The sequence below is a fragment of the Methylosinus sp. H3A genome (assembly GCF_015709455.1).
Lineage (GTDB): Bacteria > Pseudomonadota > Alphaproteobacteria > Rhizobiales > Beijerinckiaceae > Methylosinus.
On record NZ_JADNQW010000005.1, the window covers coordinates 788,011 to 812,824 of the forward strand.

The following is a 24,814-nucleotide window of genomic DNA, read 5'->3' on the forward strand; positions in this document are numbered from 1 at the left end:
GCGACACACGAGACAGAGGGGAGTCAAGGAAGGGCGCGGTCGCGCGGATCGTCACGCTCCGTTTCCCCTCCCCGCTCATCGAACCGGACGTGCGGATTTCCCTTCTAGGATCACGAAATCGATTGGGAGAAGAAGCGAGTGAAACCGTTATATCTGATCGTCGTGCTGGGCGGCGCGCTCGCGCTCGCGGCGTGTAATTCGACCAACACTCCCAAGCCGGCGGCAGCCGCCGCCGACAACACCGACTATAAGAAACTCGGCGGCATTCACGCCCATCATACACCTGAGCAGCACGCGGCGTTTCTGAAGCGGGTCGGGCAATTGCAGAACGACGACGAGGTCGAAGCGGCGGGCCACGGAGGCGGCGGAGGCGGGCATCATCACTGATCGCTCGGCGCAGCTGCTCGCATCATCGGATCTCGTGCTCGCAAACAGTCGCGATTTCTACTCGGACGAGTTGACAATGGGAGTGGGTGGCAAGCTCACATTATCCGCCAATGTGCTCGCCGGGGAGGGCGACGGCGAGAAAGTCGCGCACTTCGGCGAGCTTGGCGTCGAGCAGCGTGGTCAGGCGAGCGTGGCGTAGCCGTTGCGGGTCTGTCGAGACTTTCGTAAGTCGGCACGACTCTTTTAACTTCAATGGGTTGCACGTACAAAAGGCACGCCCGAAAGTCGAGCGCCGCTTTGGTCCGAGGTCGGTCCGTCGGTCCGTTCGCGTATGGGAATGCCCCCTTCGGTCGAAAATCCACCGCGACGCGACCAGTTCCCCTCCCCGCTTGCCCAACGCCCCACGCTCCATTAGTCATGAAACCGCAATAGAGCGAGCGCCTCCGGGAGGAGCGGCCCCATGATGTCCAGCTGGTCCAACATCGCCGTCATGGTCGCTGTCGCCTCGGTCGCCATTATCGTCATGCTCGGTCTCGGCAATGTGCTGCGCGGCGGCGATGGCAATCTCTCGCAAAAGCTCATGCGCTGGCGCGTGGGCTTGCAATTTTGCGCTCTGCTGCTGATCCTGGCGATCCTCGCCTCACGTCACTAGAAGAACTGCCGCCACTGGAAGAGCCGCCGATGGTCCGTCTCGACAAAATCTACACGCGCGGCGGCGACGCCGGCGCCACCTCCCTCGTCGGCGGGGAGCGTCGGCGCAAGGATGATTTGCGCGTCGAGGCCTATGGCGCCGTGGACGAGACCAATGCGACGATCGGCCTCGCGCGTCTCGCCACGGCCTCCGACGCCGCGCTCGACACCATGCTGGCGCGCATACAGAACGACCTCTTCGACCTCGGCGCGGAGCTGGCGACGCCGGGCAAGCCCGGCGAGCCGCCGCCGGAGAACAGCCTCGCCATCGTGCAGTCGCAGGTCGATCGGCTGGAGCGTGAGATCGACGAGCTCAACGCCTCGCTCGCGCCGCTCAAATCCTTCGTGCTGCCGGGCGGAACGGCGGCCGCCGCGCATCTCCATCTCGCCCGCACGGTGAGCCGGCGCGCCGAGCGCATAATGGTGGCGCTCGCCAACGCGCCGGACGAGGCCGTCGGCGCCACGGCGCTGCGCTATGTCAACCGCCTCTCGGATTTCCTCTTCGTCGCCGCGCGCTACGCCAACAGCAAAGCCGGCGACGTGCTGTGGACGCCGGGCGCGACGCGCTGATTCGGCCCGCGAGCCCCTATCGGATCGCTCAGCGCGCGCCTTTGCCGCCGATCCAGCTCTTGATCTGCGTCTCGTCCAGCGCGCCGATCACCGTCTGCGTCCCGCCACTGGCCGCCACCAGAGCCGTGAAGGGCAATTCGCCCTCCCAATGGCGGTCGACCTCGAAATAGAGCCGCTCTACGAAACGATCGGCGAAGGCGAAATTGGCCGCCTGCCTCAGGCCCGCCTTCTCCATGCGGGCCTCGGCGCGACGGCGGTCGTTCTCGGGGTCGGCGTTGACGAAGACGAAATCGACGCCCGGCGTCTCGCGGGCGAGCTTGGCCCAATCGGCCAGCTCGGAGACGCAGATCGCGCAGGTCACCGACCAGAAATGCACGACGAGCGGGCGGCCCGCATGCGCCTTGCGGATGCTGTCGAAAGAGCCGCGCGAAAAGGGCGCGATCTCCTGCGCCGCTATGGCCGACCCGCCGGCGAATTGCGCCACGGCGCAGGCGGCGAGGCCGGCGGCGAACAGCGCTTGTCTCATCCTCGCGCGCATGACCTCTCCTGGTTCTGCCGCTCTTTTCCACCACATAGCGGAAATCGGAGGCGGAGGCGAGCATCGAGAGGCCATTGCGCGCGCGCCGACGGAAGCCGAAGATCGGCCGAGCCGATTGCTCCTGTCGCAATGTATTGTTATGCCAGCGGCCAGCGGCGCGCGGGGACGCCGACCAACCGACCGGCCCATGTCCGAAACAGCCGACCTCTCCACTGGCGCGGCGGCCCGCAAAGCCGCGGCCGCCAAGGCCTCTATCGCCGCGAGCGCCGTGCTGACGCTCGCCAAGCTCGCCGCGGGCCTCGCCTCCGGCTCGCTGGCGCTGATCTCGGAGGCCGGCCATTCGGCGGCCGACGTCGCCGCCACCGTGCTCACCTATTTCGCCGTGCGTCAGGCCGAGAAGCCGGCCGACGAGAAGCATCATTATGGCCATGGCAAGGTCGAATCGCTCGCCGCGCTGATCGAGACCGGATTCCTCTTCGGCCTCGCGCTCGTCGTCGCCGGCCAAGCCGCGCAACGGCTCGGGCAGACGGAGGTCGAGATCGACGCCGGCTGGCCCGTCTTCGCCGTGCTCCTGCTCTCCATCGTCGTCGATTTCGTGCGCGCGCGGCGCCTCGGCGCCGTCGCCGAGGAGACGCAGAGCGACGCGCTCGCCGCCGACGCGCTGCATTTCTCCAGCGACCTCGTCTCCTCGGCGCTGGTGATTCTCGGCCTCGCCGCCACCCGCGCCGGCTTCGCGCAGGGCGACGCGCTGGCGGCCATCGGCGTCGCCGTCTTCATCGCCGTCGCGGGCTACAGGCTCGGCCGCCGCACTGTGGCGACGCTGCTCGACGCCGCGCCGCAGGAGCTGGTGCCGCAGATCGAGGAGATATTGCGCGCCACGCCCGGCGTCATAGCGGTGGAGAGCCTGCGCCTGCGCACCGCCGGGCCGAAGGTGATGGGCGAGGCCGTCATCGGCGTCGCGCGGACGCTGCCGCTGGAGCGCGCCGCCCGCATCAAGGAAGACGCCAACGCCGCCATCACGCGCGCGATCCCCGGCGCGCAGATCGCGCTCGCCACCCATCCGATCGCGCTCGACGACGAGACCGTGCTCGAGCGCATTCTGCTCGTCGCCGCGCGTCGACGCATACAAGTCCATCACATCATCGCGCAATTGGTGGGCGAGCGCCTGTCCATCACGCTCGATCTCGAGCTCGACGGCGCGATGTCGCATGGACGCGCCCATACGATCGCCTCCGATCTCGAACAGGCGATCCGCGAGGAGTTCGGCGAAGCGATCGAGATCGAGACTCATATCGAGCCCTCCGAGCCGCAGCTGTTGACCGGCCAGGACGCCGAGCCGCAAACCCGTCGCGCGATCGCGGACGCGCTGGCGCGTCACGCCGCTCGAGGCGGAAAAATAACCGACATCCACGATGTGCGCGCGCGAGAGACGGCGGACGGACTCGTCGTCAATTATCATTGCTGCGTCGATCCGGAGCTCTCCGTCGACCTCACTCACGCGGCCGTCGACGAGGTGGAGCGCGCGATGCGCGGCGAATTTCCGAACATCCTGCGAATTGCGGGACATGCGGAAATAAACGACCATTCGTGAGCGCTTCCGGGGCCTTCGCGCCGCGTCCGGCATATTGTCTTTTGAACCGAATACCGCTATCCGTAGCCGGGAATAGTCGAATGTATTTTCGAGGCCGCGATCATGTCGAACGTCACGGGCAAAACCTATGGAATGAACGTCATTACGCCGATGAAACCCTGGCGGACATGGTTCAATCGTTTCAGCTTCATGATTTCCCGGTCGATTCCGTCCTCCCTCGGAGGACTGCTCGGCCTCTCCTTCATCCATTTCGCGCGCTGGGCCATCGTCAAGCGTGACCAATGGCCCGATCTCGGCCAGGGCAAGCAGACTCTCTCCAATGATTATCTGCTGTTCTGCAGCAATTTCAACGGAACCTGGGATCAATATATCGACGCCTTCGCCGACGGCCTGCCCAACGGCCTCGACCTGCTCTGGTTCACGAGCACGAAATATCCGCATTCGGTGCCGATCACCCCGTTCAAAAATTACATTCGCGCCAATCAGATCGACACGAATTATTATTACAATTCCGTTCCCGGCGCGGCCCAGCCCGATGTGAAGGCGGCGCTGCGCGTGCGTCGCGCGCTGCTCGCGCTGGCGCAGAGCCACGCCTCCCTGACGCCGCAGCAGTTTCGCGAGCTCTATGTGCGCCAGCTCGTCGCCGTGCAGAACGACCTCGGCTACGAAGGCTATGCGCCGGTCGCCAGCAATGACACCGAAAACGCCGAGATCAACCGCGACGACTATCTGCATTTCGCCGGCGAACTCGCGACTGCGCCCCGCTGACACATACGTTCGACGACAGAATTCTCGATTAAAGAGGACGTCATGCCGACCTTCGACAGCGGAGCCTATTTCCTCACGACGCTCATTCCGATCGGCGCCGCGCCGATCGTCGACGGCGGCGTTCCGACCTCGCCCGTGCATGCGCTGCGCAAGCGGCTCTCGCTATTGCCGCGCGGCGAGCGCAGCCCCTTCGCGCGCAGCACGCGCAATCATTTCGCCCGTTTCGTCGTCATCGACGACGTCGCCTACAATGGGCGCGAGCAACCCAACACGCTGCTCGTGGCGGCCGGCCCGGCTCTATCCATCGACCAGAAATACAAGGACATGCTCAATCCGGTGATCGCGCAGCCGCAAGATCATCTCTCCTGTCCCTTCCTGTTCTTCTCCTCGGATTTCGACGCGGCGAGCGGCGCCGACTCCGAGCGCGACTCCTATCTTCGCGATCTCTGGACGCGCTCGGAAGCCGAGTTGAAGGAGGTCTTCAAATATTGCCTCGGCTTCGAGGCGCGCGTCACCGACGCCGCGAGCTTCGCGAAATATATCGCCGATTGTCAGATCGAGACGACGATGCCGTTCCACGATTATTGGCTCGACGGCGTGCCGGCGGACCAGCTGCCTAGCGTGTCGCTGCAGAAGCTGGGCCTCGTGGCTTTGGGGATTCTCGTCGTCGCCGCGGGGCTCGTCTATTTCTGGCTGCTTCCGCACTTCCTGCAGGGCTTCCTCGGCGCGCTGCTCGCGCTTACCGCAGGCGTCGCGGCGGCGGGCCTCTCGATCTATTCCTACGTCCTCGACTTCGGCAAGAAGCCTTTCCCCGCGGCGCCGAACTCCACTCTGCCGGAGGTTCTGAAGGCGCTGTATCTGCGCCGCGAATTCACACGCTTCGCGATCGACGGGCAATTCGACGCGGCGGGCGATGACGACGCTTCGGCGCAGCGCCTCTACGACTCTTTCAAGTCTTTCATCGACGCCAACAAGCCGGACGACGTCGCAGAGCCGACGCAAAAGGCCGGCGCCATCGGAATCTAGGGGCGGAAAATGTCAGTCGTTCTCGACCTCGCGGATATTCAGGGCAATATTCTCGAAGCCTATCCCAAGCAGGGCTATTTCAAGGGCCGCACCATTCTGCTGAACATCGGCGGCGACACAGAAAAGAGTCGCGCCGCCAATGGCCGCCACTTCGTGACGCAGCTGCTTCCGCGCGTCACTTCGGCGCTGGCGACCAGCGGCTCCGGCGACGCCGCGCAGCCGCCGGCGATTACGGTCAATATCGCCTTCACCTTCTACGGCCTGCTGACGCTCGGCGTGCCGACGCGCACGCTGCGCGGCCTGCCGGATGAATTCATCGACGGCATGGCCAAGCGCGCGCGTATGCTCGGCGACGATTTTTCCGGCGCGGACTGGCGCTCGAAATGGGACGAGGTCTGGCAGCAGGCGGCGCCGGAGGATGCGGTCCATATCCTCGTCGTCCTCAATCAGCGCTACACGGCCAGCGCCGCGGATCTGGACGCGGCGACGGACTCGATCGTCTCGCTCGGCAAGCAATATCGGATCGAGGTGCGCGGCGGCCATAATCCGCCGGGCCATGCGGACCAGCCGCTCTATCAGGATCTGACCGCTTTGTTCGACGCCCAGGGTCGGCCGACGCCCAAGGAGCATTTCGGCTTCTCCGACGGCATCAGCGATCCGGTGTTCGAGGGGCAATATCCCGCCGCCAAGGAGCAGGCCGCGGCCATCGGCCAGGGCGCCGTCGACGGCAAAGGCAATTGGCGCGCGCTGGCGGCGGGCGAATTCCTGCTCGGCTATCCGGACGAAGCGCAGGAGATTCCGGGCTCCGCCATGCCGCTCGCCTTCAGCCGCAACGGCACATTCCTGGCCTATCGCAAATTGCACGAGAATGTCGCCTCCTGGCGTAAATTCATCGACGATCAGGCCGCGAAATTCGCCGCCGTCCGCGGCATAGCCGATGTGAATGTGGCGCGCGAGACTCTGGTCGCCAAAATGGCCGGCCGCTGGTCGGATGGCGTGCCGCTCGTCAAGGCGAAGGATTTCGCCGCCTGGCAGGCGTTCAACGAGCAATATCCGGAAGGCTCGGCCGAACGCGAGCGGGCGCTCGTCGACTTCACCTATGGCGACGATCCCGACGGCGGCGCCTGCCCGATGACCTCGCATACGCGCCGCGTCAATACGCGCGACGCGCTCGACCCATGGGTCGCGGCCGGCCAGCCCAAGCAGGCGGCGGGCTCGGTGCTCAACAATCGCCGCCGCATCCTGCGTCGCGGCTTGCCCTATGGCTCCTCCGGCCCCGACACGACGGACGCCGACGACCATGGCATTGTGATGCTGGTCGTATGCTCGAGCCTGGCGCGCCAGTTCGAATTCGTTCAGCAGCAATGGATCCACTACGGCGTCGACGCGCGCGCGGGCAACGACACCTGCCCCATCGTGGGCAATCACTCGCAAGGCGCCGCCACGCCGGACGATTATGCGCGCGAGCGCAACGGGCCGAAGGCGAAATTCGTGGTGCCGTCCGACCCGGCGTCCGGCAAGCCGCCTTACATCGCCGAGGGTCTGCCGCAATTCGTGGAGACGCGCGGCGGCGAATATTTCTTCGTGCCGAGCCTCACCGCTCTGCGCATGATCGGCATGGGCACGGTCGATCCGACCTGAAGCTGCGAGCAGGATAGAAGACGATGACATTGTTGAAGAATATCTTCGCCGCTCTACGCGCCTACGCGCTGACGCTCGCGGACGCCGTCGTCGCCTTCTTCTCCCTGCTGGGAGTGACGTTGCGCGCGCTGCTCACCGGCAAGGGAACGCTGAAGGAGAGAGCGCTCGGCGCGCTCACTCTGCCGAGCTCGCAGATCAAGGCTTTCGCGGTGCTGCGCGCCGTGCTGCCGAATTTCGTCATCGGCAAGCAACTGATCACCAGCTACGAGAACAACGCCACGGCGATCGTCACGCGCGCCAGCGATGTGATCGAGGTGCTCGACCGCGAGGAGGATTTCGCCGTCGTCTACGAGCCGAAGATGCGCGCCATCACCGGCGGCGCCAATTTCTTCCTCGGCATGCAGAATACGGCGCAATATCAGCACGACACCTCGCTGATGAAGCTGGCCATGCGCCGCGACGACGTCGAGGCCCTGGTGACGCCGCTCGCCCGCGCCCGCGCCGAGGCCTACGCCGCGGCCTTTCCGACGCGCATCGACGTGCCGCAGGAGCTGACGCTGCGCGTCCCTTCCGCCATCGTCGCCGATTATTTCGGCGTGTCGGCGCAGGCCGAGACGGACGCCATCCAATGGGCGACGAATTTGTTCTGGTGGCTGTTCGTCGATCTCAAGGGCGATCCGGCGATCGAGACCAGGGCGCTGATGGCGGCCGCAAATCTACGCGCCGCCATAGACGCGGCGATCGTGGCGCGCAAGGCGAGCGGCGAGAAGAAGGATGATGTGCTCGGCCGCGCGCTGGAACTGCAGAAGGGCGCGCCGGAATTCGACGATCTCGCGATACGCAACAATCTCATCGGCCTCGTCATCGGCGCGATCCCGACCATTTCCAAAGCCTCAGTGCAGGCGCTCGACCAATTGCTCGACCGGCCCGAGGCGCTGGCCGGCGCGCAGGCGGCGGCGCAGGCCGGGGACGAAGCGCTGCTCGGCGCCTATCTCTTCGAGGCGCTGCGCTTCAATCCGGTCAATCCGGTCATCTATCGCCGCGCCAACCGCTCGACGGTGATCGCCGCCAACACATTCCGCGCCCGCAAGATTCCGGAGGGCGCCATGGTGCTCGCCGCCAATCTGTCGGCCATGTTCGATCCGCTGCGCATCGAGAAGCCCAACGAGTTCCGCGTCGATCGTCCCTGGGGCGAGTATATTTTGTGGGGCTATGGCCTGCACACCTGCTTCGGCGCCTATATCAACCGCGCCGTGATCCCGGCCATTCTGCGCCCCGTGCTGGCGCGGCCCAACCTGCGCCGCGCGGCCGGCGCCGCAGGCCAGATCGACGGCGGCGGCACCCCCTTCCCGCAGCATTTCGTGGTAGAAAGCGACTGAAGCGCCCGCCGCAGCTCTCCCGGCGGCGCAGCCTCGAGCCGAAGGGAAACCAATTGTCCGACGCCAATTCCGATATAGACGCGCTGCCCTTCGAAAAGGCGATCCAGGAGCTCGAGGAGATCGTAGGCAAGCTCGAGAAAGCGAGCGTCTCGCTCGACGATTCGGTGAAGCTCTATGAGCGCGGCGAAGCGCTGAAAAAGCGCTGCGACACGCTGCTGCGCGAGGCCGAGGCCCGCATAGAGAAGATCACGCTCGGGGCCGATGGCGCGCCCAAAGGAACAGCGCCGCTCGACGTCGAGTGAGAGCTATTCAACGTCTCCGCGCGCGAGCTCAGCGCCTCGCTTCAGAACGCCTCACTTGCGGATCGACACTTTGCGGCCGTCGCGAATGTCGACGGGCGGGTCGATGGCGACCGTCTCGTCGCCCGTGAGGCCCTGCTCCACATCGACATTGGCGCCGAAGTCGCGGGCGATGACGATCTTGGCGACGCGCACGACATCGTCCTTGTCGATCACCACGACGCGCGGCCCGTCCGCCCCGAAGAGCAGCGCCTGCGCCGGAACATTGACCAGCGGCCGCGGGCGCGGAATTTCCAGCACCACGCGCACGAACATGCCCGGCCGCAGCTCGCCGGTGGGATTGGGCACGTCCACCTCGGTGAGCAGAGTGCGCGAGGCCGAGGCGAGCGAGTTGGCGTTGCGCGCGATGCGTCCCTTGAAAACCTTGCCCGGCATTTCCGGCGCCAGCACTTTGGACTCGAGCCCATCGACGAGGCCCGCCGCCTCCGACTGCGGCACCGAGACCTGCACACGCAGAATATCGTCGCGCGCCATGGAGAAGAGCGGCGTGCCGCTATTGGCGTCGGCGCTGACGAGATCGCCGACCTCTATATTGCGCGCCGTCACCACGCCCTTGAACGGCGCCGACACCTGCTTGAATTCGACGAGTTGCTTCAGCCGATCGACATTGGCCTGCGCTGCGGCGATATTGGCCTGCGCGACCTCGACTCCCGCCTGCGCGGATTGAAGATTGGCCGTCTGCGTCTCGACATTGGCGGCGTTGATGTCGTTGTTCTGCTTGCTCTCATAATTGTTTTTGACGAGCTGCGAGCTGCGGCCGTAGGTGAGCTTGGCGAGGTTCAGATTGGCCTTGGTCTGCTCCACCTGCGCCTTGGATTGCAGCAGCTGCGCCTTGTAGAGCAGAAGCTGCGCCTGCGCCTGCGCATATTGCTGGTCGAGATCGGGCGCGGAGATGCGAACGAGCAGATCGCCCTGCTTCACCTTGCTGCCGATATCGACGCGACGCTCGGCGATATAGCCCGTCGCGCGCGCGAAGAGACGCGCCTGCTCCCATGCGAGCGTCTGGCCGGGCAGCTCTATATGCACGGGGCCGGCGATCTTGGTGACCTTGGCCGCGCGCAAATTGAGCAGCGCGTTGGCCTGCTCCTGCTGGAAGACCTGCGCGTCATGCTCGCGCGCCGCATGGCGGCGCATGCCGATGAGCAGCACGATGGCGAGCAGAGCGAGCAGAATCAGGAAAGGCAGCTTTCTCAAACGCGGCGGCGGCGCCTCGCGCACGCCGACGCCGGTCGAAGCGAATCCGCGTCCCTGCGGCTGCGACATCTCGGTCATAGATAATCCCTCAGAGGCTTCACGTCTGCGCGCCGCAGGATCGAATAGAGAAAGGGCACGAAGAGCAGAGTCGAACATGTACCGAAGGCGATGCCGCCCATCACGGCGCGCGCCAGCGCGGCGTTCTGCTCGGCGCCGTCGCCGAGCGCGAGCGACATGGGCAGAAGGCCGACGAACATCGCCGCCGCGGTCATGATGACGGGACGAATGCGCGTCAGCCCGGCCTCGATCGCCGCCTCTTCCGCCGAGACGCCGGTCGCCTCGCGATGCTCGCGCGCGAAGGTGACGAGCAGAATGGAATTGGCCGAGGCGACGCCGACCGACATTATGGCGCCCATCAACGAAGGAATGGAGAAGGTCGTTCCGGTCACGAATAGCGCGAAGACGATGCCGCAAAAGGCGATCGGCAGAGCGAGAATGACGACGAAAGGATCGCCCCAGCTCTGGAAGTTCACCACCATCAGCAGATAGACGAAGATCATGGATGCGACGAGGCCGAGGCCGATGCGCGCGAACGCCTGATTCTTGCTCTCGATCTGGCCGCGGATGACGATGTAGTTGCCGGGCTTCAACTCCGGCTCGATCTCCGCGATCGCCTTGCGCAAATCCCGCTCGACGCTGCCGAGATCGCGATCCTGAACATTGGCGTAGACGTCATAGGTCGGCTGCGTGTTGGAATGGGTGGCGACGGTCTGCTCCACGCCGCGCTTCCATTGCGCGACATTGGTCAAGAGATCGACCTGCGCCGAGGATGCGCCGGTCAGATCGGAGACAGGCGTGTTGGCGAAGGCGTTGAGCGAGGCGATGCGATATTCCGGCGTCTGCACCGCCACCTGATAGGGAATGCCCGTGACCGGGTCCGACCAGAAATTAGGCGTCACCTGGAAGGACGAGCTCAGCGATATGTTCACATTATTGGCGACCTGCTGGACGCTGACGCCGAGCTGCTGACCCTTCCAGCGATCTATGTCGACGAAGAACTCCGGCGCGTCGAGGATCTGATGAATATGCGCGTCGACGACGCCACGCACCTCTTTGACGCGATCGAGCAGCTTGCGCACGACGAGCTTATTGCCGGGCGCGTCACGGCCCACGATGCGCAGCGCGATCGGCGCGGGAAGGCCGAAGTTCAGGATCTGCGTGACGATGTCGGCCGGCTGGAAATAGAAGATCGAATCGGGGAAGCGCTGCGGCAGAATTTCGCGCAGCCGCCGCATATAGCTCGCCGTCGGCGCATGCCCATGGGCGAGCGAGACCATGATCTGTCCGTCATTGTAGCCGACCGTCGTGCCATCGGAGAAGGCGTAATTATAGGTGATCTGCGGCAAGCCGATATTGTCGATGAGCAGAGCCAGATCATGCGGCGGGATCACCTCGCGGATGACATCCTCGACCTTTTGGAAGAGGCGCTCTGCCTCTTCGATGCGAAGGCCGGAGCGGCCGCGCACATGCAGCGTCATCTGGCCGGCGTCGATCTGCGGATAATAATCCTCGCCGACCGACGCGAATAGAAAGGCGCCGAAGGCCAAGACGCCGGCGACGAAGGCGAGCGTGCGGCCCTTGCGCCGCAGCACTGCGGTCAGCAGCAGCGCATATTGGCCGCGCATTTTCTCGAAGCCATGCTCGAAGCCGAGCTGGACGCGCGTCAATATCGCTGCAAAGCCAAAGCCTCGCGCGTCGTTCTCGCGCTCGCGTTCCGCGTGATGCTCATGGATGAGCAGCTGGTCCATCAATATGGGAACCAGCGTTCGCGACAGGAAGTAAGAGACCAGCATGGCGAAGACGACGGCGAGCGCCTGCGGCACGAAGAGATAGCGCGCCGCATCGGTCAGGAAGAGCACTGAGACGAAGGCGGCGCAGATCGCGAGCGTCGAGATCAGCGCCGGCTTGGCGATGCCGGCGGCGCCCTCTGCCACCGCATAGCGGAACTCCTTGCCCTCCTCGAACAGGCGATAGGTGTTCTCGATCGCCACCGTCGCATCGTCCACCAATATGCCGACCGCGAGCGCCATGCCGCCGAGCGTCATGATGTTGATCGTATGACCGAGCGCGCTGAGCATGGCCAGCGAGGTCAAGATCGACAGCGGAATGGAGATGATGACGATCAGAGTCGAGCGCCAGGAGCCGAGGAACAGGAGGATCATCAGCGCCGTGAGGCCGGCGGCGATGACGCCCTCGTGCAGCACGTCGGATATGGCGTTGGAGACGAAGACCGACTGATCGAACAATTCGGCGATATTCGTGTCCTTGGGGATCGCCTCACGGAGCTTGGCGATGCCGGCCTTCACATTCTCGACGACATTGAGCGTCGAGGCGTTGCCGTTCTTCAATATGGTCAGCAGCACCGCGCGCGAGCCGTCGACGCGCACGATATTCTGCTGCGGCGGGCTGCCGTCGCGCACTTGCGCCACGTCGCGGATCAAGAGCGGCGCGCCGTCCGCGACGCGGATCGGAATATTATTGAGCGTCGCCAGCGCGTCGGGCGTCGAATTGAGACGCATGACATATTGCAGATCGCCGAATTTCGCGAGGCCCGAAGGGACGACCAGATTGCCGGCGGTGACGGCGTTGACGACGTCGAGCGGCGTGAGGCCGCGCGCCTGCAGCGTCGCCGTGTCGAGATCGACCATGATCTGGCGCTGCTTGCCGCCCCAGGGCGTCGGCAGCGTCACGCCGGGCGTCGTGGTCAGCTGCTGGCGCACGCGATAGAGGCCCATGTCGTAGAGCTGCTGCTCGTTCAGCGTCTTGCTCGACAGAGCGAGCTGAATGACCGGCACTTGCGAGGCCGAATAGCGCACGACTGTCGGCGGATTGATGCCGGGCGGCATAAGCGCGCGGATGGAGTTCATCGCCGAAACGACCTGCGCGATGGCGAGCTCTATGTTCACATCGGGCTGGAAATAGATTTTCATCACCGTGACGCCTTGCAGCGTCTGGCTCTCGAGATTGCGAATGCCGTTGACGTTATTGCTCGTCGAGAGCTCGGCATAGGTGGTGACGCGGCTCTCCATCTCGGCGGTGGAGAGACCCGTATAGGACCAGATGACCGTCACGACCGGAATATCGACGTTCGGAAACACGTCCTTGGGCGTCGAGACGATCGCCGCCCCGCCGAGGAACGTCATCAGAATGGCCAGGACGTAGAACGTCAGCCGAAATTTGAGCGCATATTTGACGAGTTCCATGGCCGTCTTCCACTCTCACTGCGATGCGCGCGCCGCCGTCCGCATCCCTCTCGCCGGGGTTTCCTACAGAACGCTCAGCCGCCCGTGCTCCTCGCCTTCGCCTTCTTCGCGGAACAACTCATCGTTTCGATGAGATTGGCGCGCGCCGACTCCAGCACGCGCATCAAGGTCGCCCGATCCTCATCGCTGACGCCGACGAGCGCCTCCTGGCGCGTCGCCTCGGAGATCGGAGCGATGGCCTCGACGAGGGGCCAGGCCCTATCGGTCAGAAACAACAGCCATACGCGGCGATCGGTCTCATGCGGTCGCCGCTCGACGAGGCCCAGCGCCTGCAGCCGGTCGACCGTGCGGCCGAGGGTGATCGGCTCCAGATCGAGCATTTCTGCGAGGATGCACTGGCTGACGCCCTCATTGCGCGACAGATAGGCCAGTGCCTGGGTCTGCGCGCGCGTCAGGCCCAATTCGCGGGCGTTCTGCTCGAAGCGCTTGCGCATCAGCCGCGCCGCGTCATGCAGCAGGAAGCAGAAAGTCGTCGGCGGCGGCGAAGGCATTGAGCGAACTTTCTATAGCGATGCTTTTGATAAGTGTGCTTATTAAATAGGTGCGCCGCGCCGATTTCAAGCCCCCGCCCGAGCCGGCTCGCGTCCCAAGCGTCGTCCTCGCGCGGGTTGGGCCCTATTTAGGATGAACATGTGAGCCGATTGCCGCGGAGACCCCCGGGCCTAAAATCTCGATTGTGGCAATTTAGCGCCGCTCCGGCGCGGAACGCTCAGAGGGAGGACGGGGATGAGGCTGCTCTTGGGATGCGCGTTCTTGCTGGCCTGCGCGGCGTCGGCCGAGGCCGCCCCTCATGGAACCACCCGCCAACGCTCGGCCTGCACGGACGACGCCTATAAATTCTGCGAGCGCTATGTGCCCGACGCCGCCGCGGTGGAGAACTGTCTGAAGGCCAATATCGGCGGCCTCAGTCGGGCGTGCAAGGCGCAGATTCAGGGGGCTGCGGCCGCCCGAAAACGCGGCCGCCGTCACTGACGGGCCGGTCTCAGCGCCGCGCGAAGCGGCGGATGTCGACGCCGTTTTGAGCGAGCAGATCGCGCAAGGCCGGCGGGAGATTCACCACGCGGGTGGCGGCGCCGTCATATTGGCAGGCGCTGCGCAGGCTGACGTAATGGCCGTAGATACGATTGGTTTCCTGATCGCCGATGACCGATCGGGCTTCGCCGAGAAGATAACCGACTTGATCTTCGCTGTATTGCGTCACCAACTGGCAGCCGAATGCGACCTTCTCGGCGCATGCGGGAAAAGAGATCAAAGTCGCTACGGCCGCCGTTACGAGAATTTTCATACCATTTCCTCGACGTTACAGAATGAGAGCGACCAGATGTCGCGCGGATAGGCGTGTCTGACGCTTTCTCTCTCGTGGAACTTCTTGACCGAAATTTGTCTCTCCTTCGCGCGGGGCCGCGCGAAGGAGGGCCCACGCGGCCGGGCGAGCGCAACCTCCGCCATTTTCAACGGAATGTTTACGCTTAACGCCAATGGTCATGGGCAGATTACCTCGACCTCGGGACACATCGGCCCGATCAGGATTTGTGAAGCCCGCGTGAAGTCGGGCCGTTGGAGTTGCGTCATGAGTTTGTCGGTTTCCGGCGATGACCTCCCCTATGTCTCGGGCGGCCCTCTACGGGCGCGCCCGCTCGGCAATCTGGCCGCATCGCTGATGGGCGTCGCGGCGCTTTTTGTGCTGGCGGGGTCGCTCGCCTTCGTGCGCGCTCCCCAGGATGCGACGACAAGCGTCGCCGCCGCGCCGCCGGCCCTCGTCAAATCGGCCCCCGCGCCTGTCGTCGCGCCGGAGCGCGTCGCCGCCTTCCGGCTCGAGGCTCCCGAGATCGACAGGGAGCCGAAGATCGCCTTCGATCCGGCGCTTCCCTCGGGCGGGCGCCAGGAGACGCACGCTTTCGGCGGCTTCGACACAGGCAGGGCCTATCTGCGGCTCGATATTCTGCAGCCCGCCGGCGAGAAGCTCGGCAATTCGGACTTCTTCCTCGATGTGGCGCGCCACGCCGCCCAGGCCGGCCTGGGCGTCGTCCGCATCGGCCAGCCGACGCCGCTGGTGACCCGCGCCGGCGCCTTCGAAGCGGCCGAGATCAAATTGTCGCTGCGTGACGGCGGCGTGGCCGCCGCCGCCGTGGGCGAGCGCTCCTGTCTCGCCGTGCGGCTCGTCAACGCCAGCCTTTCGATGGAGATCGCCGGCATCGCCTGCGGCGCCGGCGCAAAGCCCATGGACCGTCGCGCCATGGGCTGCCTGCTCGACCGCGTCTATTATCTGCCGTCCGGCGAGAACAAGGCGCTGGCCCGCTCCTTCCCCAAGGTCGAAGGGCCCGGTTGCCTCGCCGCCCCCTCCACAGGCGAGACGGAGGCGGCGAAGCCGGCGCCCAAAAAACGCGCAGCGCGCCACTGAGCTCGGCGCTGCTTAGGGGCGGCCCGGCGCTTTCGTCGGATCGCTTTCAGCTTTCGTGAGGCGCGCCGCACGACGGCCCGTATCGCCCGGCGGCGTGATTGGTTATGATCGCGTCGATTATTGGAATCAGGAGATGAGGATGCGTCATTTCGTCAGTTTGTCGGCCGGTCTCGCCTGCCTTCTCGCCTTCGCGACGGCCGGCGACGCGCTCGCCAAGACTCATCGCGCGGCGCATCGCCATCCCGTCTATGCGACGCCCATCGTCGTTGCGACCGGCCCCATCCCCTATGTGCGCCAGCCGCTCGTCGTTCCGCGCCGCAGCTGGCTCGATCCGGGCCCAGTCGTCCCGGTCGGCTCGACCAATCGCTATATGGTGGAGGCCACCTATTTCGCCTATCAGCCGGTCGAGGACAATCAGCGCAGCTGGTTCATGCAGGAGACGCTGCCGAACCGCCGCCGCTTCGAGGTTCTGCCCTATCGCGACGGCATCGCGCCGATCTGGTGGCCCTGAGCCCCGCCTCTCGTTCAGCCGAAACCGGCCGGTCCGCCCCGCGAGCCGGCCTTTTTCTTGACTTGCGCGGCTGACGCGGATATTCACCCTCGGTCCGGCGCGGGGAGACCTTCGCCGGCCCGCACCCGTGGCCGTTCCTGGAACGACCTGTCGGCCGGAATTCCGGCAGAGGAGGGCGCGTTCTTTTGACGCTAGAGGCAATGCCTCGCAGCGCGGGAACGTGGTTCGGCGACGCTCGCCTCGACAGGGGCCGGGCGCGACGTCCCGTCGTTGTCGCGCCTTGCGTGGCAGCCACAGAAAAGGACGCCGGCAAGTGACGAAACGCGCCGAAGCCAAATATAAAATCGACCGTCGTCTCGGACAGAACATTTGGGGCCGCCCGAAGAGCCCGGTGAACCGTCGCGAATACGGCCCCGGCCAGCACGGCCAGCGCCGCAAGGGCAAGCCCTCCGACTTCGGCACGCAGCTCAAGGCCAAGCAGAAGCTCAAGGGCTATTACGGAAACATCTCCGAGAAGCAGTTCCGCAAATATTATGCGGAGGCCATCCGGCTGAAAGGCGACTCGGGAGACAATCTGATCGGCCTGCTCGAGCGCCGTCTCGACGCCGTGGTCTATCGCGCCAAATTCGTGCCGACCGTCTTCGCCTCGCGCCAGTTCATCAATCACGGCCATATCAAAGTGAATGGCCGCCGCGTGAACATTCCGTCCTATCTCGTGAAGCCGGGCGACGTCGTCGAGGTGAAGGAGAGCTCCAGGCAGATCCTCATCGTCCTCGAGGCGGTCGGTCTCGCCGAGCGTGACGTGCCGGAATATTACGAGGTCGACCATCAGAAGATGACGGCCAAGCTCTCGCGCGTGCCGCTGCCCTCCGAAGTGCCCTATCCGGTGCAGATGGAGCCGAACCTGGTCATCGAGTTCTACTCGCGCTGATCGAACTTCGCCGGCCCGAATATCTTTTGGGCCGGCGTCTCTTTTAGGCCGCGGCGCTGGGTCGCGCGGCCGCCGCGGGGCGGAAGGGCGTATCGTCCTCGGGCGCTATCGGCGCATAATGGCCGAACCGCAGATTTTGGCTCGCGCGCCCTTTGGTCAGCGCGCTCAGCGCATCGCCATAGCCGAGCAGTTCCGCGAGCGGCGCGGTCGCCGTGATCCGCGTGGTCTCGTCGCCCTGCTCCGCCTTCAGAGCCTGCGCGCGCCGGCCACGCAAATCCTCGATCACCGCTTCCGCAATGTCATTGGGCGCCACTGTCTCGACGCTCATGATCGGCTCGAGCAATTCGCTGCTTTTGGCCAGAGCCTCCCGCGTCGCGGCGCGCGCGGCGATCTCGAAGGCGAGCACCGACGAATCCGAGCCATGGCCGGCGCCGTCCACCAGAGCCGCTTTCAGCTCCACTACTGGCCGTCCGAGAATGACCCCGCTCTCCACCACAGAGACGACGCCGCGCTCGACACCGTCGACGAATTCGGCCGGAACGGCGCTGTGCGGCGCGCGATTCTCGAAAATCTCGCCGCCTGCGCCATCCGTGTCGAAAATGAGCTTCACGCGGGCGTATTGGCCGGGCCGCTTATGGGTGAAGTCGATTTCCTGGCGCCGCGACAGGCGCTCGCGATAAGCGACGCGCGGGGGGCCGATGATCGCCTCGACGGGTGACAGCTCCTGGAAGCGGGCGACAATGTCTCGTAGCCGCTCCTCGCTCGCCGCTTCGAGCAGCGCCTGCATCCCGCCGCCGATCACATCCAGATCGGAGACGCGCAGTCCGGGCGCGCCGGCGGACAGCCGCGCGAGCGCCTCGACGAGCTCCTCCCAATCGCGTTCGAGCTTGGGCTCTATCGTCACCGCGACGAGCAGCGGCGAATTATTCATGGCGGCCTCCCCACTTCTCCCGTCGCCGGCGGCGAATCGGAAGGGGGCGAGGCTAGCGACGGCGTATGACAGATCATCATACGCCGCGCTCGAGCTCGCTCAGTTGCGGCGCGCCAGGGAGCGCAGGAAGCCCTCCATGTCCTCGGTGAGCTCCTGATCGATGGCGGGCGCCAATTTCAGCAGCAGATTGGCGACGAATGCCTGATCGTTGCGCTTTTCCTCGAGCACTTCCCGCAGCACGGGCACATTGTCCTCGATATGGGTGAGGAAGGAGATGCCCTTCTCGAGCGTGTCCGTCCAGCGCTCGCGGCTCCACAGAGCCAGCGGATACATGATCTCATGGACGAAGTTGGATTTCCGGGCCTGCTCGAAGAAGCGAATGCCGGTGTTCCAATTCTCCTTGGCGCGCAGCGGCGGCGGCGGAATATCGCCGATGAGCAGCTTCTTGCCGGCGGCGCCGACATGATCCTCGAGGCTGATGGGTGGATCCATCGGCGTGCGGAAGCTCCACAGCGAGGTGGCGCCGGGGAAATCCTTGCCCATGCTCTCGACGAGCGCAGCCTCGACCTTGTCGGCCGCCGCCTTGTCGCCCTTGAGCGCCGCCGTCATGAAGAAGGCGAACAGCGCGTCACCGCCGTAAGTGACCGCCGAGGCGGCCTTCAATTGCTGGTCCGTGAGCTTGGGCGTGACGCCGTCGGCGGGAACCGTCACATCGCCGGCGCGCAGCGCCGTGATGAAGGTCGTGATCTCCAGCCAGCCCATATAATTGGCGATGAAGGCGTCGGGATCGACATAGACGATCGCCAAATTGAGAGGCTGCTTGCGCTTTTGCAGTTCCGCCATGTCCGTCATGAATTGTCCTCGCTGTCCTCTCTGATCCCGGTTCTCGGTCCCCTTATTCGTCCGCCAACATCACGCCGGTGATGCAGAGGTCGCCGTCGTCGACGACGAGCGAGAGCGGCGTCAGCTTCCCGCCCTGGCACGGGCCGATGAAGCAATGGCCGGTGTCGAGGTCGAATTGTGAGTGATGCCGCCCGCACTCGAGGAAATTGCCGCTCTCGTCGAGAAAGTTGCCTGGGGAGGTGTCGAGACGCATCTGCTCATGCGGGCAGGAATTCTCGAAACCGTAGAAATTATTGCCCTTGCGGGTGATGATGATCGGCCAGGGATTGCTGTCGCCATTCTCATAGGCGCGCATCAGGACGAAGCCGGTGGCTTGGCCGTCCTCTATGTGGCCTGTGCGACAAATCACAAAAAGATCGTCCATGGGCTGACCCCTTTCGAACAAACACCCACGCTCCCTGCGACCGGGAGCGTACCCTTGAAACGATTAGCAATCGACGAGCCAGCCCCGGCAGACCCTTGACGATATGGTCAAATCACTATACGAACCGGTTTCGAGAGCGTCGGATCGCGCTCGCAGCGCCCTCTCCCGCGAAGCGGGGAAGGATGAGGGAGGGGGACTCCCGGAATTTTTGAGGATTCGGACGATGAATGCGCCCGAGACAGATGAGACCGCCGCCGGCTCCTGCGCGGAAAACACGCTCAAGGCGCAACTCATAGGCAAGATCGGCCGGCTGATGAAAGAACGCGGCTTGAAACAGGTCGAGGCCGCGGGCCTGCTCGGGGTCAAGCAGCCGGACGTGTCCAAAATGCTGCGCGGCGACTTCCGCCAGTTCTCGGTCGAGCGGCTGCTGCGTTTCCTGGTCGCATTGGGGCAGGATGTCGAAATCGTCGTCAAGCCGCCGAGCGGCGCGGAGGCGCCCGCGCTTCGCGTCGCGCGTCTGTAACACGGGACGAGCGCATTTTTTTGAAATCGAGAGAAACGAAAGGATCGCAATGACCGATCGAAAGCCGAAGCGAAGGAGCGCGACTAGATGACCGCCACCGCCCGCGCGATCGAGACGCCGCAACCGCGCGCCGAGGCGCTCGACGACAGCATAGCGCGCGCGTCGGGAGCGCTGCGGGCGCTCGCCAGAGGCGACGGCCATTGGTGCTTCGAGCTGGAGGCGGACGCCACGATCCCAGCGGAATATGTGCTGATGCGCCATTTCCGCGACGAGCCGATCGACCATGCGCTCGAGGGCAAGATCGCCGTCTATCTACGCCGCATTCAGGGCGCGCATGGCGGCTGGCCTCTGTTTCACGAGGGCGGCTTCGATATGAGCGCCAGCGTGAAGGCCTATTTCGCGCTGAAGATGATCGGCGACGACATAGACGCGCCGCATATGAAGCGCGCGCGGGAGGCGATCCTCGCCCATGGCGGCGCGGCGCGCAGCAATGTGTTCACGCGCGCGCTGCTCGCGCTCTATCGCGAGATTCCCTGGCGCGGCGTGCCGGCCATGCCGGTGGAGATCATGCTGCTGCCGAAATGGTTTCCCTTCCATATCGACAAAATCTCCTATTGGGGCCGCACCGTCCTCGTGCCGCTGCTGGTGCTGCAGACGCTGAAGCCGAAGGCCGTCAACCGGCTCGGCGTGCATATCGGCGAGCTGTTCACGACTCCGCCGGACGAGGTGAAGGAATGGCCCAAAGGCGCGCATCAGCATAAGGCGCTGATCGCCCTCTTCGGCGCGATCGACAAAATCTTGCGCGCCGCCGAGCCCTATTTTCCCAAGGGTCCGCGCAAGCGCGCCGTCGCCGCTGCGGAAGCCTTCGTGACCGAGCGGCTGAACGGCGTCGACGGGCTCGGCGCGATCTTCCCGGCGATGGTCAACAGCCTGCTGATGTATGACGTGCTCGGCGTTCCCGCCGAGGACGAGCGCGTGAAGCTCGCGCGCGAATCGATCGAGCGTCTGCTCGTCGTCAAGGAGGACGAGGCCTATTGCCAGCCCTGCGTCTCGCCGGTGTGGGACACGGCGCTCGCCTGTCACACGCTGCTCGAGGTCGGCGGCGAGGAGGAGGAGGCGCAGGCTCGCGCAGGCCTCGATTGGCTCGCGCCGTTGCAGGTGCTGGATGTGAAGGGCGATTGGGCCGTGCAGCGACCGAATGTGCGTCCGGGCGGCTGGGCCTTCCAATACGCCAACGCCTATTATCCCGATGTCGACGACACCGCCGTCGTGGTGACCGCCATGGATCGCTCTTACGGCGGCCGCTCCGACCGGCCCTATGACGAGCGCATCGCCCGCGCGCGCGAGTGGGTCGAGGGGCTGCAAAGCAAGAATGGCGGCTGGGGCGCCTTCGACGCCGACAATGAATATTACTATCTCAACCACATCCCCTTCGCCGATCATGGCGCGCTGCTCGATCCGCCGACCTCGGACGTCTCGGCCCGCTGCGTCTCCATGCTCGCCCAGCTGGGCGACACGATCGAGACCAGCCCGAGCTTGAAGACCGGCGTCGAATATCTGCTCGCCGAGCAGGAACCGGACGGAAGCTGGTTCGGCCGCTGGGGAATGAACTATATATACGGAACCTGGTCGACGCTCTGCGCTCTCAACGCCGCGGGGCTGAAGGGCGAGCATCGCGCCATGCGCCGCGCCGTCGACTGGCTCGTCGCGATCCAGAACGAGGACGGCGGCTGGGGAGAGGACGGCGACAGCTACAAGCTCGACTATCGGGGCTATGAGAAGGCTCCGAGCACGGCCTCGCAGACGGCGTGGGGCGTGCTCGCGCTGATGGCGGCGGGCGAGGTCGGCCATCCCGCGGTCGCCCGCGGCGTCGCCTATCTGCAAGCCAATCAGGACGCGGACGGTTTGTGGAAAGAGGAGCGCTTCACCGCCACGGGCTTCCCCCGGGTCTTCTATCTGCGCTATCACGGCTATGCGAAGTTCTTCCCGCTCTGGGCGCTCGCGCGCTACCGTAACCTCGAGAGGGGCAACAGCAAAATTGTCCAGACCGGACTCTAGACGCCGCTTGGACGGCCCGGATGAGGTGGAGCCCCCGCGCTTCCTCATCATCACGGGGCTGCTCAGCGAGCGCGCCTGCGCCGAGGGCGAAGGTCTGGTGCCGATTTGCAGCGGCGCCGACACAGAGGGCCTGCGCGCCGCGCTCGAGCGCACGCAGGGCTTCGCGCTCGCCGGCGTCGTCAGCTTCGGCATAGCGGGCGGGCTGGACCCGGCGCTGCGGCCCGGCGACGTCGTCATCGGCTCGGCCGTCGTCGCCGAGGGCAAGCGCTATGCGACGAGCGCCGAGCTCTCGTCCATTCTGAGCGAAGGTCTGGGCGCCTCGGGCGGCAAGATCGTCTCTGGCGTCATCGCCGGCGTCGAGGCGCCCGTGCTCGACCCCAAGGCCAAATCGGCGCTGCGAACGAGGACCGGCGCCGCCGTGGTCGATATGGAGACGCATATCGCCGCGGAATTCGCCGAGCGCCGGCGCCTGCCGCTCGCCGTGGTGCGCGTGGTCAATGATCCGGCGGCGCGGGCGCTGCCGCCGCTCGCCACCTCCGCCGTCACACCGGACGGCGGCGTCGATTTCCGGGCGGTGTTTCGCGATCTCGCCCGCGAGCCGCGCCAGATCGGCGATCTCATTCTCGCCGGTCTGGATTTCCGCAAATCATCGGCGACCTTAGGCCGCTGTGGGCGTCTTCTCGGCCCGCTCCTTAGCCTCGGCCTCTCGGAGCTCTGACAACGTCGCTATATTCTTGTCGAAGACATATTGCGCCGGCCGCTGCTTCTCCAGCGAGATGTCGGGCGCGAAATCGCCTTCCGTCCTCACGCCGCGCAGAGCCACCAGCGCCGCCTTCCACGGCCGCGCGACGGCGTCCTTCACCGCCGTGGCCTCGAAGCCGCAATGGACCATGCAATCGGCGCATTTCTCGTAATTGCCGACGCCGTACGAGTCCCAATCGGTCTCGTCCATCAGCTGCTTGAAGGTCGGGACATAGCCCTCGCCCAAGAGATAGCAGGGGCGCTGCCAGCCGAAGACGGTGCGCGCCGGATTGCCCCAGGGCGTGCAATGATAGGTCTGATTGCCGGCCAGAAAGTCGAGGAACAGGCCCGACTGCACAAAGGCCCAGTCGCGTCCGCCGCGTCCGCGCTTCAGAATGCCGCGGAACAGCTCCTTGGTGCGGGCGCGATTGAGGAAATGCGCCTGATTGGGCGCGCGCTCATAGGCATAGCCCGGCGACACAGTCATGCCGTCTATGCCGATGCGCTTCACCTCGTCGAAGAAATCGGCGACGCGGGCCGGATCGGCGTCCTGGAAGAAGGTGCTGTTGATGGTGACGCGGAAGCCCTTGGACTTCGCCAGCGCGATCGCCTCGACGGCGCGCTTGTAGACGCCCTTCTGGCTCACCGCGCGATCATGCATCTCCTCGTCGCCGTCGAGATGGATCGACCAGGTGAAATAAGGGCTGGGCTTATATTGATCGATCTTTTTGGCGAGCAGCAGCGCATTGGTGCAGACGATGGCGAATTTCTTGCGCGCCATTATGCCTTCGACGATCTGCGGCAGCTCCTTGTGTAGCAGCGGCTCGCCGCCGGCGATGACGACGACCGGCGCGCCGCATTCGTCGACGGAGGCGAGACAGTCCTCGGCCGAGAGGCGCTTGTCGAGAATAGGGTCCGGATAGTCGATCTTGCCGCAGCCGGCGCAAGCGAGATTGCAGCGGAACAGCGGCTCGAGCATCAGCACCAGCGGATAGCGCTTCCGGCCGGCGAGATGCTGGCGGAGAATATAGCCGCCGATCGACATGATGTAGCGAAGCGGAATGGACAAGAAAGCTGTTCCTTCCAGGGACCGGCTCTTCGACAGAGCGGCGCGCGGGCCGCCCGGCTTCGACGCGCGCGAAACACAGCGTCGGAACGTTTCGTCTAACACGAAAGCTCGACTGCGCAAACCGGCGAGCCATCGATCGCCGGCTCCGGCGATTTCGCCTCGAGCATGTGGCGTTTTTCGGGCCCGAGCGGATCATGATAGGGTCGCCGCCCCGTTACGGAAGCCGCGAGAGGGAAGCTTGGCCGGCGTGATCGTCAAAATCTGCGGATTGTCCACTTCGCCGACGCTCGAGGCGACGATCGCCGCCGGCGCCGATATGGCTGGCTTCGTCTTCTTCGAGAAAAGCCCGCGCCACGTCTCTCTCGAGACGGCGCGCGCGCTGGGTCGCGCTGCGCAGGACCGCATCCGCAAGGTGGCGCTCTGCGTCGACGCCGACGATTCCACGCTCGACGCCATCGTCGCCGCCCTGGCGCCGGACCTGCTGCAATTGCACGGCGCAGAGACGCCCGAGCGCGTCGCCGCCGTGAAAGCGAGCTTCGGCCTGCCCGTCATCAAGGCGGTCGGCGTCGCCACCGCCGAGGATGTCGCGCGCGCTGCGGCTTTTCGGGAGGCCGCCGACATCCTCCTCTTCGACGCCAAGCCCGCGCCGAACGCCGCCGTTCCCGGAGGCGCCGGAACCGTCTTCGATTGGGAGCTGATGCGCGGCTATGGCGGCGGCGACTGGATGCTCTCCGGCGGCCTCGACCCCGCCAATGTGGCGGAGGCGCTGCGACGCACCGCCGCGCCGGCGGTGGATGTTTCATCCGGGGTGGAGAGCGCCCGCGGCGTCAAGGACGAGGCGAAGATCGCGGTCTTTGTCGCGGCGGCGCGAAAATGTGGAACGGTTCTCTAGCGCGCGAAATTCGCCAGCGTTGCG

At 65.2% G+C, this 24,814-nt stretch carries 27 protein-coding genes; 18 read left to right on the plus strand and 9 right to left on the minus strand.

Features of this window, described 5'->3' with window-relative positions:
- The first annotated feature begins 138 nt into the window (after nucleotides 1–138).
- From IY145_RS06775 to IY145_RS06785, 4 genes are all read left to right on the plus strand, one after another.
- Nucleotides 139–387: a hypothetical protein gene (locus IY145_RS06775; RefSeq protein ID WP_196407502.1), complete on the plus strand. Its 249-nt coding sequence runs from the start codon at nucleotides 139–141 to the stop codon at nucleotides 385–387.
- Nucleotides 388–463: 76 nt separating this feature from the next.
- Nucleotides 464–586, plus strand: a complete 123-nt coding sequence (locus IY145_RS26140) for a hypothetical protein (protein ID WP_281433664.1) — start codon at nucleotides 464–466, stop codon at nucleotides 584–586.
- A gap of 261 nt (nucleotides 587–847) precedes the next feature.
- On the plus strand, nucleotides 848–1,039 hold the full coding sequence (locus IY145_RS06780; RefSeq protein ID WP_196407503.1) for a twin transmembrane helix small protein: 192 nt from the start codon (nucleotides 848–850) through the stop codon (nucleotides 1,037–1,039).
- Between the two features lie 29 nt (nucleotides 1,040–1,068).
- Nucleotides 1,069–1,647, plus strand: coding sequence for a cob(I)yrinic acid a,c-diamide adenosyltransferase (locus tag IY145_RS06785; RefSeq protein WP_196407504.1), 579 nt, complete (start codon nucleotides 1,069–1,071; stop codon nucleotides 1,645–1,647).
- Nucleotides 1,648–1,675: 28 nt separating this feature from the next.
- Here the strand turns inward: IY145_RS06785 and IY145_RS06790 are convergent, their stop codons facing one another.
- A complete protein-coding gene (locus tag IY145_RS06790) occupies nucleotides 1,676–2,185 on the minus strand; it encodes a thiol-disulfide isomerase (protein WP_246721828.1) in 510 nt (169 codons plus the stop codon).
- A gap of 187 nt (nucleotides 2,186–2,372) precedes the next feature.
- Here IY145_RS06790 and IY145_RS06795 point away from each other — a divergent pair, with 187 nt between their 5' ends.
- The 6 genes from IY145_RS06795 (at nucleotide 2,373) to IY145_RS06820 (ending at nucleotide 8,892) form a co-directional block, all read left to right on the plus strand.
- Complete coding sequence (locus IY145_RS06795) at nucleotides 2,373–3,776, plus strand: cation diffusion facilitator family transporter (protein WP_196407505.1); 1,404 nt, start codon at nucleotides 2,373–2,375, stop codon at nucleotides 3,774–3,776.
- Nucleotides 3,777–3,878: 102 nt separating this feature from the next.
- Entirely contained in the window at nucleotides 3,879–4,544 is a 666-nt protein-coding gene (locus IY145_RS06800) for a hypothetical protein (protein ID WP_196407506.1), read from the plus strand.
- Between the two features lie 42 nt (nucleotides 4,545–4,586).
- Nucleotides 4,587–5,570, plus strand: a complete 984-nt coding sequence (locus IY145_RS06805) for a hypothetical protein (protein ID WP_196407507.1) — start codon at nucleotides 4,587–4,589, stop codon at nucleotides 5,568–5,570.
- A 9-nt stretch (nucleotides 5,571–5,579) separates the two neighbouring features.
- The gene (locus IY145_RS06810) at nucleotides 5,580–7,211 is read left to right on the plus strand and encodes a hypothetical protein (protein ID WP_196407508.1); all 1,632 of its coding nucleotides are present in this window, start codon (nucleotides 5,580–5,582) and stop codon (nucleotides 7,209–7,211) included.
- Between the two features lie 23 nt (nucleotides 7,212–7,234).
- On the plus strand, nucleotides 7,235–8,590 hold the full coding sequence (locus IY145_RS06815; protein ID WP_196407509.1) for a cytochrome P450: 1,356 nt from the start codon (nucleotides 7,235–7,237) through the stop codon (nucleotides 8,588–8,590).
- A gap of 53 nt (nucleotides 8,591–8,643) precedes the next feature.
- Complete coding sequence (locus IY145_RS06820; protein WP_196407510.1) at nucleotides 8,644–8,892, plus strand: exodeoxyribonuclease VII small subunit; 249 nt, start codon at nucleotides 8,644–8,646, stop codon at nucleotides 8,890–8,892.
- Nucleotides 8,893–8,943: 51 nt separating this feature from the next.
- Here the strand turns inward: IY145_RS06820 and IY145_RS06825 are convergent, their stop codons facing one another.
- The 3 genes from IY145_RS06825 to IY145_RS06835 form a co-directional block, all read right to left on the minus strand.
- Nucleotides 8,944–10,221 (minus strand): efflux RND transporter periplasmic adaptor subunit, encoded by a 1,278-nt coding sequence (locus IY145_RS06825; protein ID WP_196407511.1) that lies wholly within the window; start codon nucleotides 10,219–10,221, stop codon nucleotides 8,944–8,946.
- A complete protein-coding gene (locus IY145_RS06830) occupies nucleotides 10,218–13,406 on the minus strand; it encodes an efflux RND transporter permease subunit (RefSeq protein WP_196407512.1) in 3,189 nt (1,062 codons plus the stop codon). Before IY145_RS06830 ends, IY145_RS06825 begins: the two co-directional genes overlap by 4 nt.
- A 74-nt stretch (nucleotides 13,407–13,480) precedes the next feature.
- The gene (locus IY145_RS06835) at nucleotides 13,481–13,957 is read right to left on the minus strand and encodes a MarR family winged helix-turn-helix transcriptional regulator (RefSeq protein WP_196407513.1); all 477 of its coding nucleotides are present in this window, start codon (nucleotides 13,955–13,957) and stop codon (nucleotides 13,481–13,483) included.
- Nucleotides 13,958–14,192: 235 nt separating this feature from the next.
- On the opposite strand from IY145_RS06835, the gene IY145_RS06840 reads away from it, so the two are divergent.
- Entirely contained in the window at nucleotides 14,193–14,438 is a 246-nt protein-coding gene (locus tag IY145_RS06840; RefSeq protein WP_196407514.1) for a hypothetical protein, read from the plus strand.
- 10 nt (nucleotides 14,439–14,448) lie between these two features.
- Here IY145_RS06840 and IY145_RS06845 read toward each other — a convergent pair whose 3' ends face one another.
- Entirely contained in the window at nucleotides 14,449–14,751 is a 303-nt protein-coding gene (locus IY145_RS06845; protein WP_196407515.1) for a hypothetical protein, read from the minus strand.
- A gap of 285 nt (nucleotides 14,752–15,036) precedes the next feature.
- Between IY145_RS06845 and IY145_RS06850 the strand changes: the two genes are divergently transcribed.
- The 3 genes from IY145_RS06850 to rpsD all read left to right on the plus strand — a co-directional run bounded on the left by IY145_RS06850 (nucleotide 15,037) and on the right by rpsD (nucleotide 17,309).
- Nucleotides 15,037–15,867: a hypothetical protein gene (locus IY145_RS06850; RefSeq protein WP_196407516.1), complete on the plus strand. Its 831-nt coding sequence runs from the start codon at nucleotides 15,037–15,039 to the stop codon at nucleotides 15,865–15,867.
- Nucleotides 15,868–16,006: 139 nt separating this feature from the next.
- Nucleotides 16,007–16,378, plus strand: a complete 372-nt coding sequence (locus tag IY145_RS06855) for a hypothetical protein (RefSeq protein ID WP_196407517.1) — start codon at nucleotides 16,007–16,009, stop codon at nucleotides 16,376–16,378.
- A 313-nt stretch (nucleotides 16,379–16,691) separates the two neighbouring features.
- Complete coding sequence (rpsD, locus tag IY145_RS06860) at nucleotides 16,692–17,309, plus strand: 30S ribosomal protein S4 (RefSeq protein ID WP_024878548.1); 618 nt, start codon at nucleotides 16,692–16,694, stop codon at nucleotides 17,307–17,309.
- 43 nt (nucleotides 17,310–17,352) lie between these two features.
- On the opposite strand, the gene IY145_RS06865 is transcribed toward rpsD, so the two are convergent.
- From IY145_RS06865 to IY145_RS06875, 3 genes are all read right to left on the minus strand, one after another.
- Nucleotides 17,353–18,240 (minus strand): hypothetical protein, encoded by an 888-nt coding sequence (locus tag IY145_RS06865; protein WP_196407518.1) that lies wholly within the window; start codon nucleotides 18,238–18,240, stop codon nucleotides 17,353–17,355.
- Nucleotides 18,241–18,339: 99 nt separating this feature from the next.
- The gene (locus tag IY145_RS06870; protein WP_196407519.1) at nucleotides 18,340–19,092 is read right to left on the minus strand and encodes a hypothetical protein; all 753 of its coding nucleotides are present in this window, start codon (nucleotides 19,090–19,092) and stop codon (nucleotides 18,340–18,342) included.
- A 43-nt stretch (nucleotides 19,093–19,135) separates the two neighbouring features.
- Nucleotides 19,136–19,507, minus strand: a complete 372-nt coding sequence (locus IY145_RS06875) for a Rieske 2Fe-2S domain-containing protein (RefSeq protein WP_196407520.1) — start codon at nucleotides 19,505–19,507, stop codon at nucleotides 19,136–19,138.
- Nucleotides 19,508–19,730: 223 nt separating this feature from the next.
- On the opposite strand from IY145_RS06875, the gene IY145_RS06880 reads away from it, so the two are divergent.
- The 3 genes from IY145_RS06880 (at nucleotide 19,731) to IY145_RS06890 (ending at nucleotide 22,806) form a co-directional block, all read left to right on the plus strand.
- Nucleotides 19,731–20,030, plus strand: a complete 300-nt coding sequence (locus IY145_RS06880; protein WP_196407521.1) for a helix-turn-helix domain-containing protein — start codon at nucleotides 19,731–19,733, stop codon at nucleotides 20,028–20,030.
- An 87-nt stretch (nucleotides 20,031–20,117) separates the two neighbouring features.
- A complete protein-coding gene (gene shc, locus IY145_RS06885) occupies nucleotides 20,118–22,088 on the plus strand; it encodes a squalene--hopene cyclase (protein WP_196407522.1) in 1,971 nt (656 codons plus the stop codon).
- Nucleotides 22,089–22,095: 7 nt separating this feature from the next.
- Nucleotides 22,096–22,806, plus strand: a complete 711-nt coding sequence (locus IY145_RS06890; RefSeq protein WP_246721829.1) for a phosphorylase — start codon at nucleotides 22,096–22,098, stop codon at nucleotides 22,804–22,806.
- Here the strand turns inward: IY145_RS06890 and hpnH are convergent.
- The gene (hpnH, locus tag IY145_RS06895; RefSeq protein WP_196407523.1) at nucleotides 22,747–23,898 is read right to left on the minus strand and encodes an adenosyl-hopene transferase HpnH; all 1,152 of its coding nucleotides are present in this window, start codon (nucleotides 23,896–23,898) and stop codon (nucleotides 22,747–22,749) included. The genes IY145_RS06890 and hpnH overlap by 60 nt on opposite strands.
- 238 nt (nucleotides 23,899–24,136) lie before the next feature.
- On the opposite strand from hpnH, the gene IY145_RS06900 reads away from it, so the two are divergent.
- A complete protein-coding gene (locus IY145_RS06900) occupies nucleotides 24,137–24,790 on the plus strand; it encodes a phosphoribosylanthranilate isomerase (RefSeq protein WP_196407524.1) in 654 nt (217 codons plus the stop codon).
- Nucleotides 24,791–24,814: the final 24 nt, after the last annotated feature.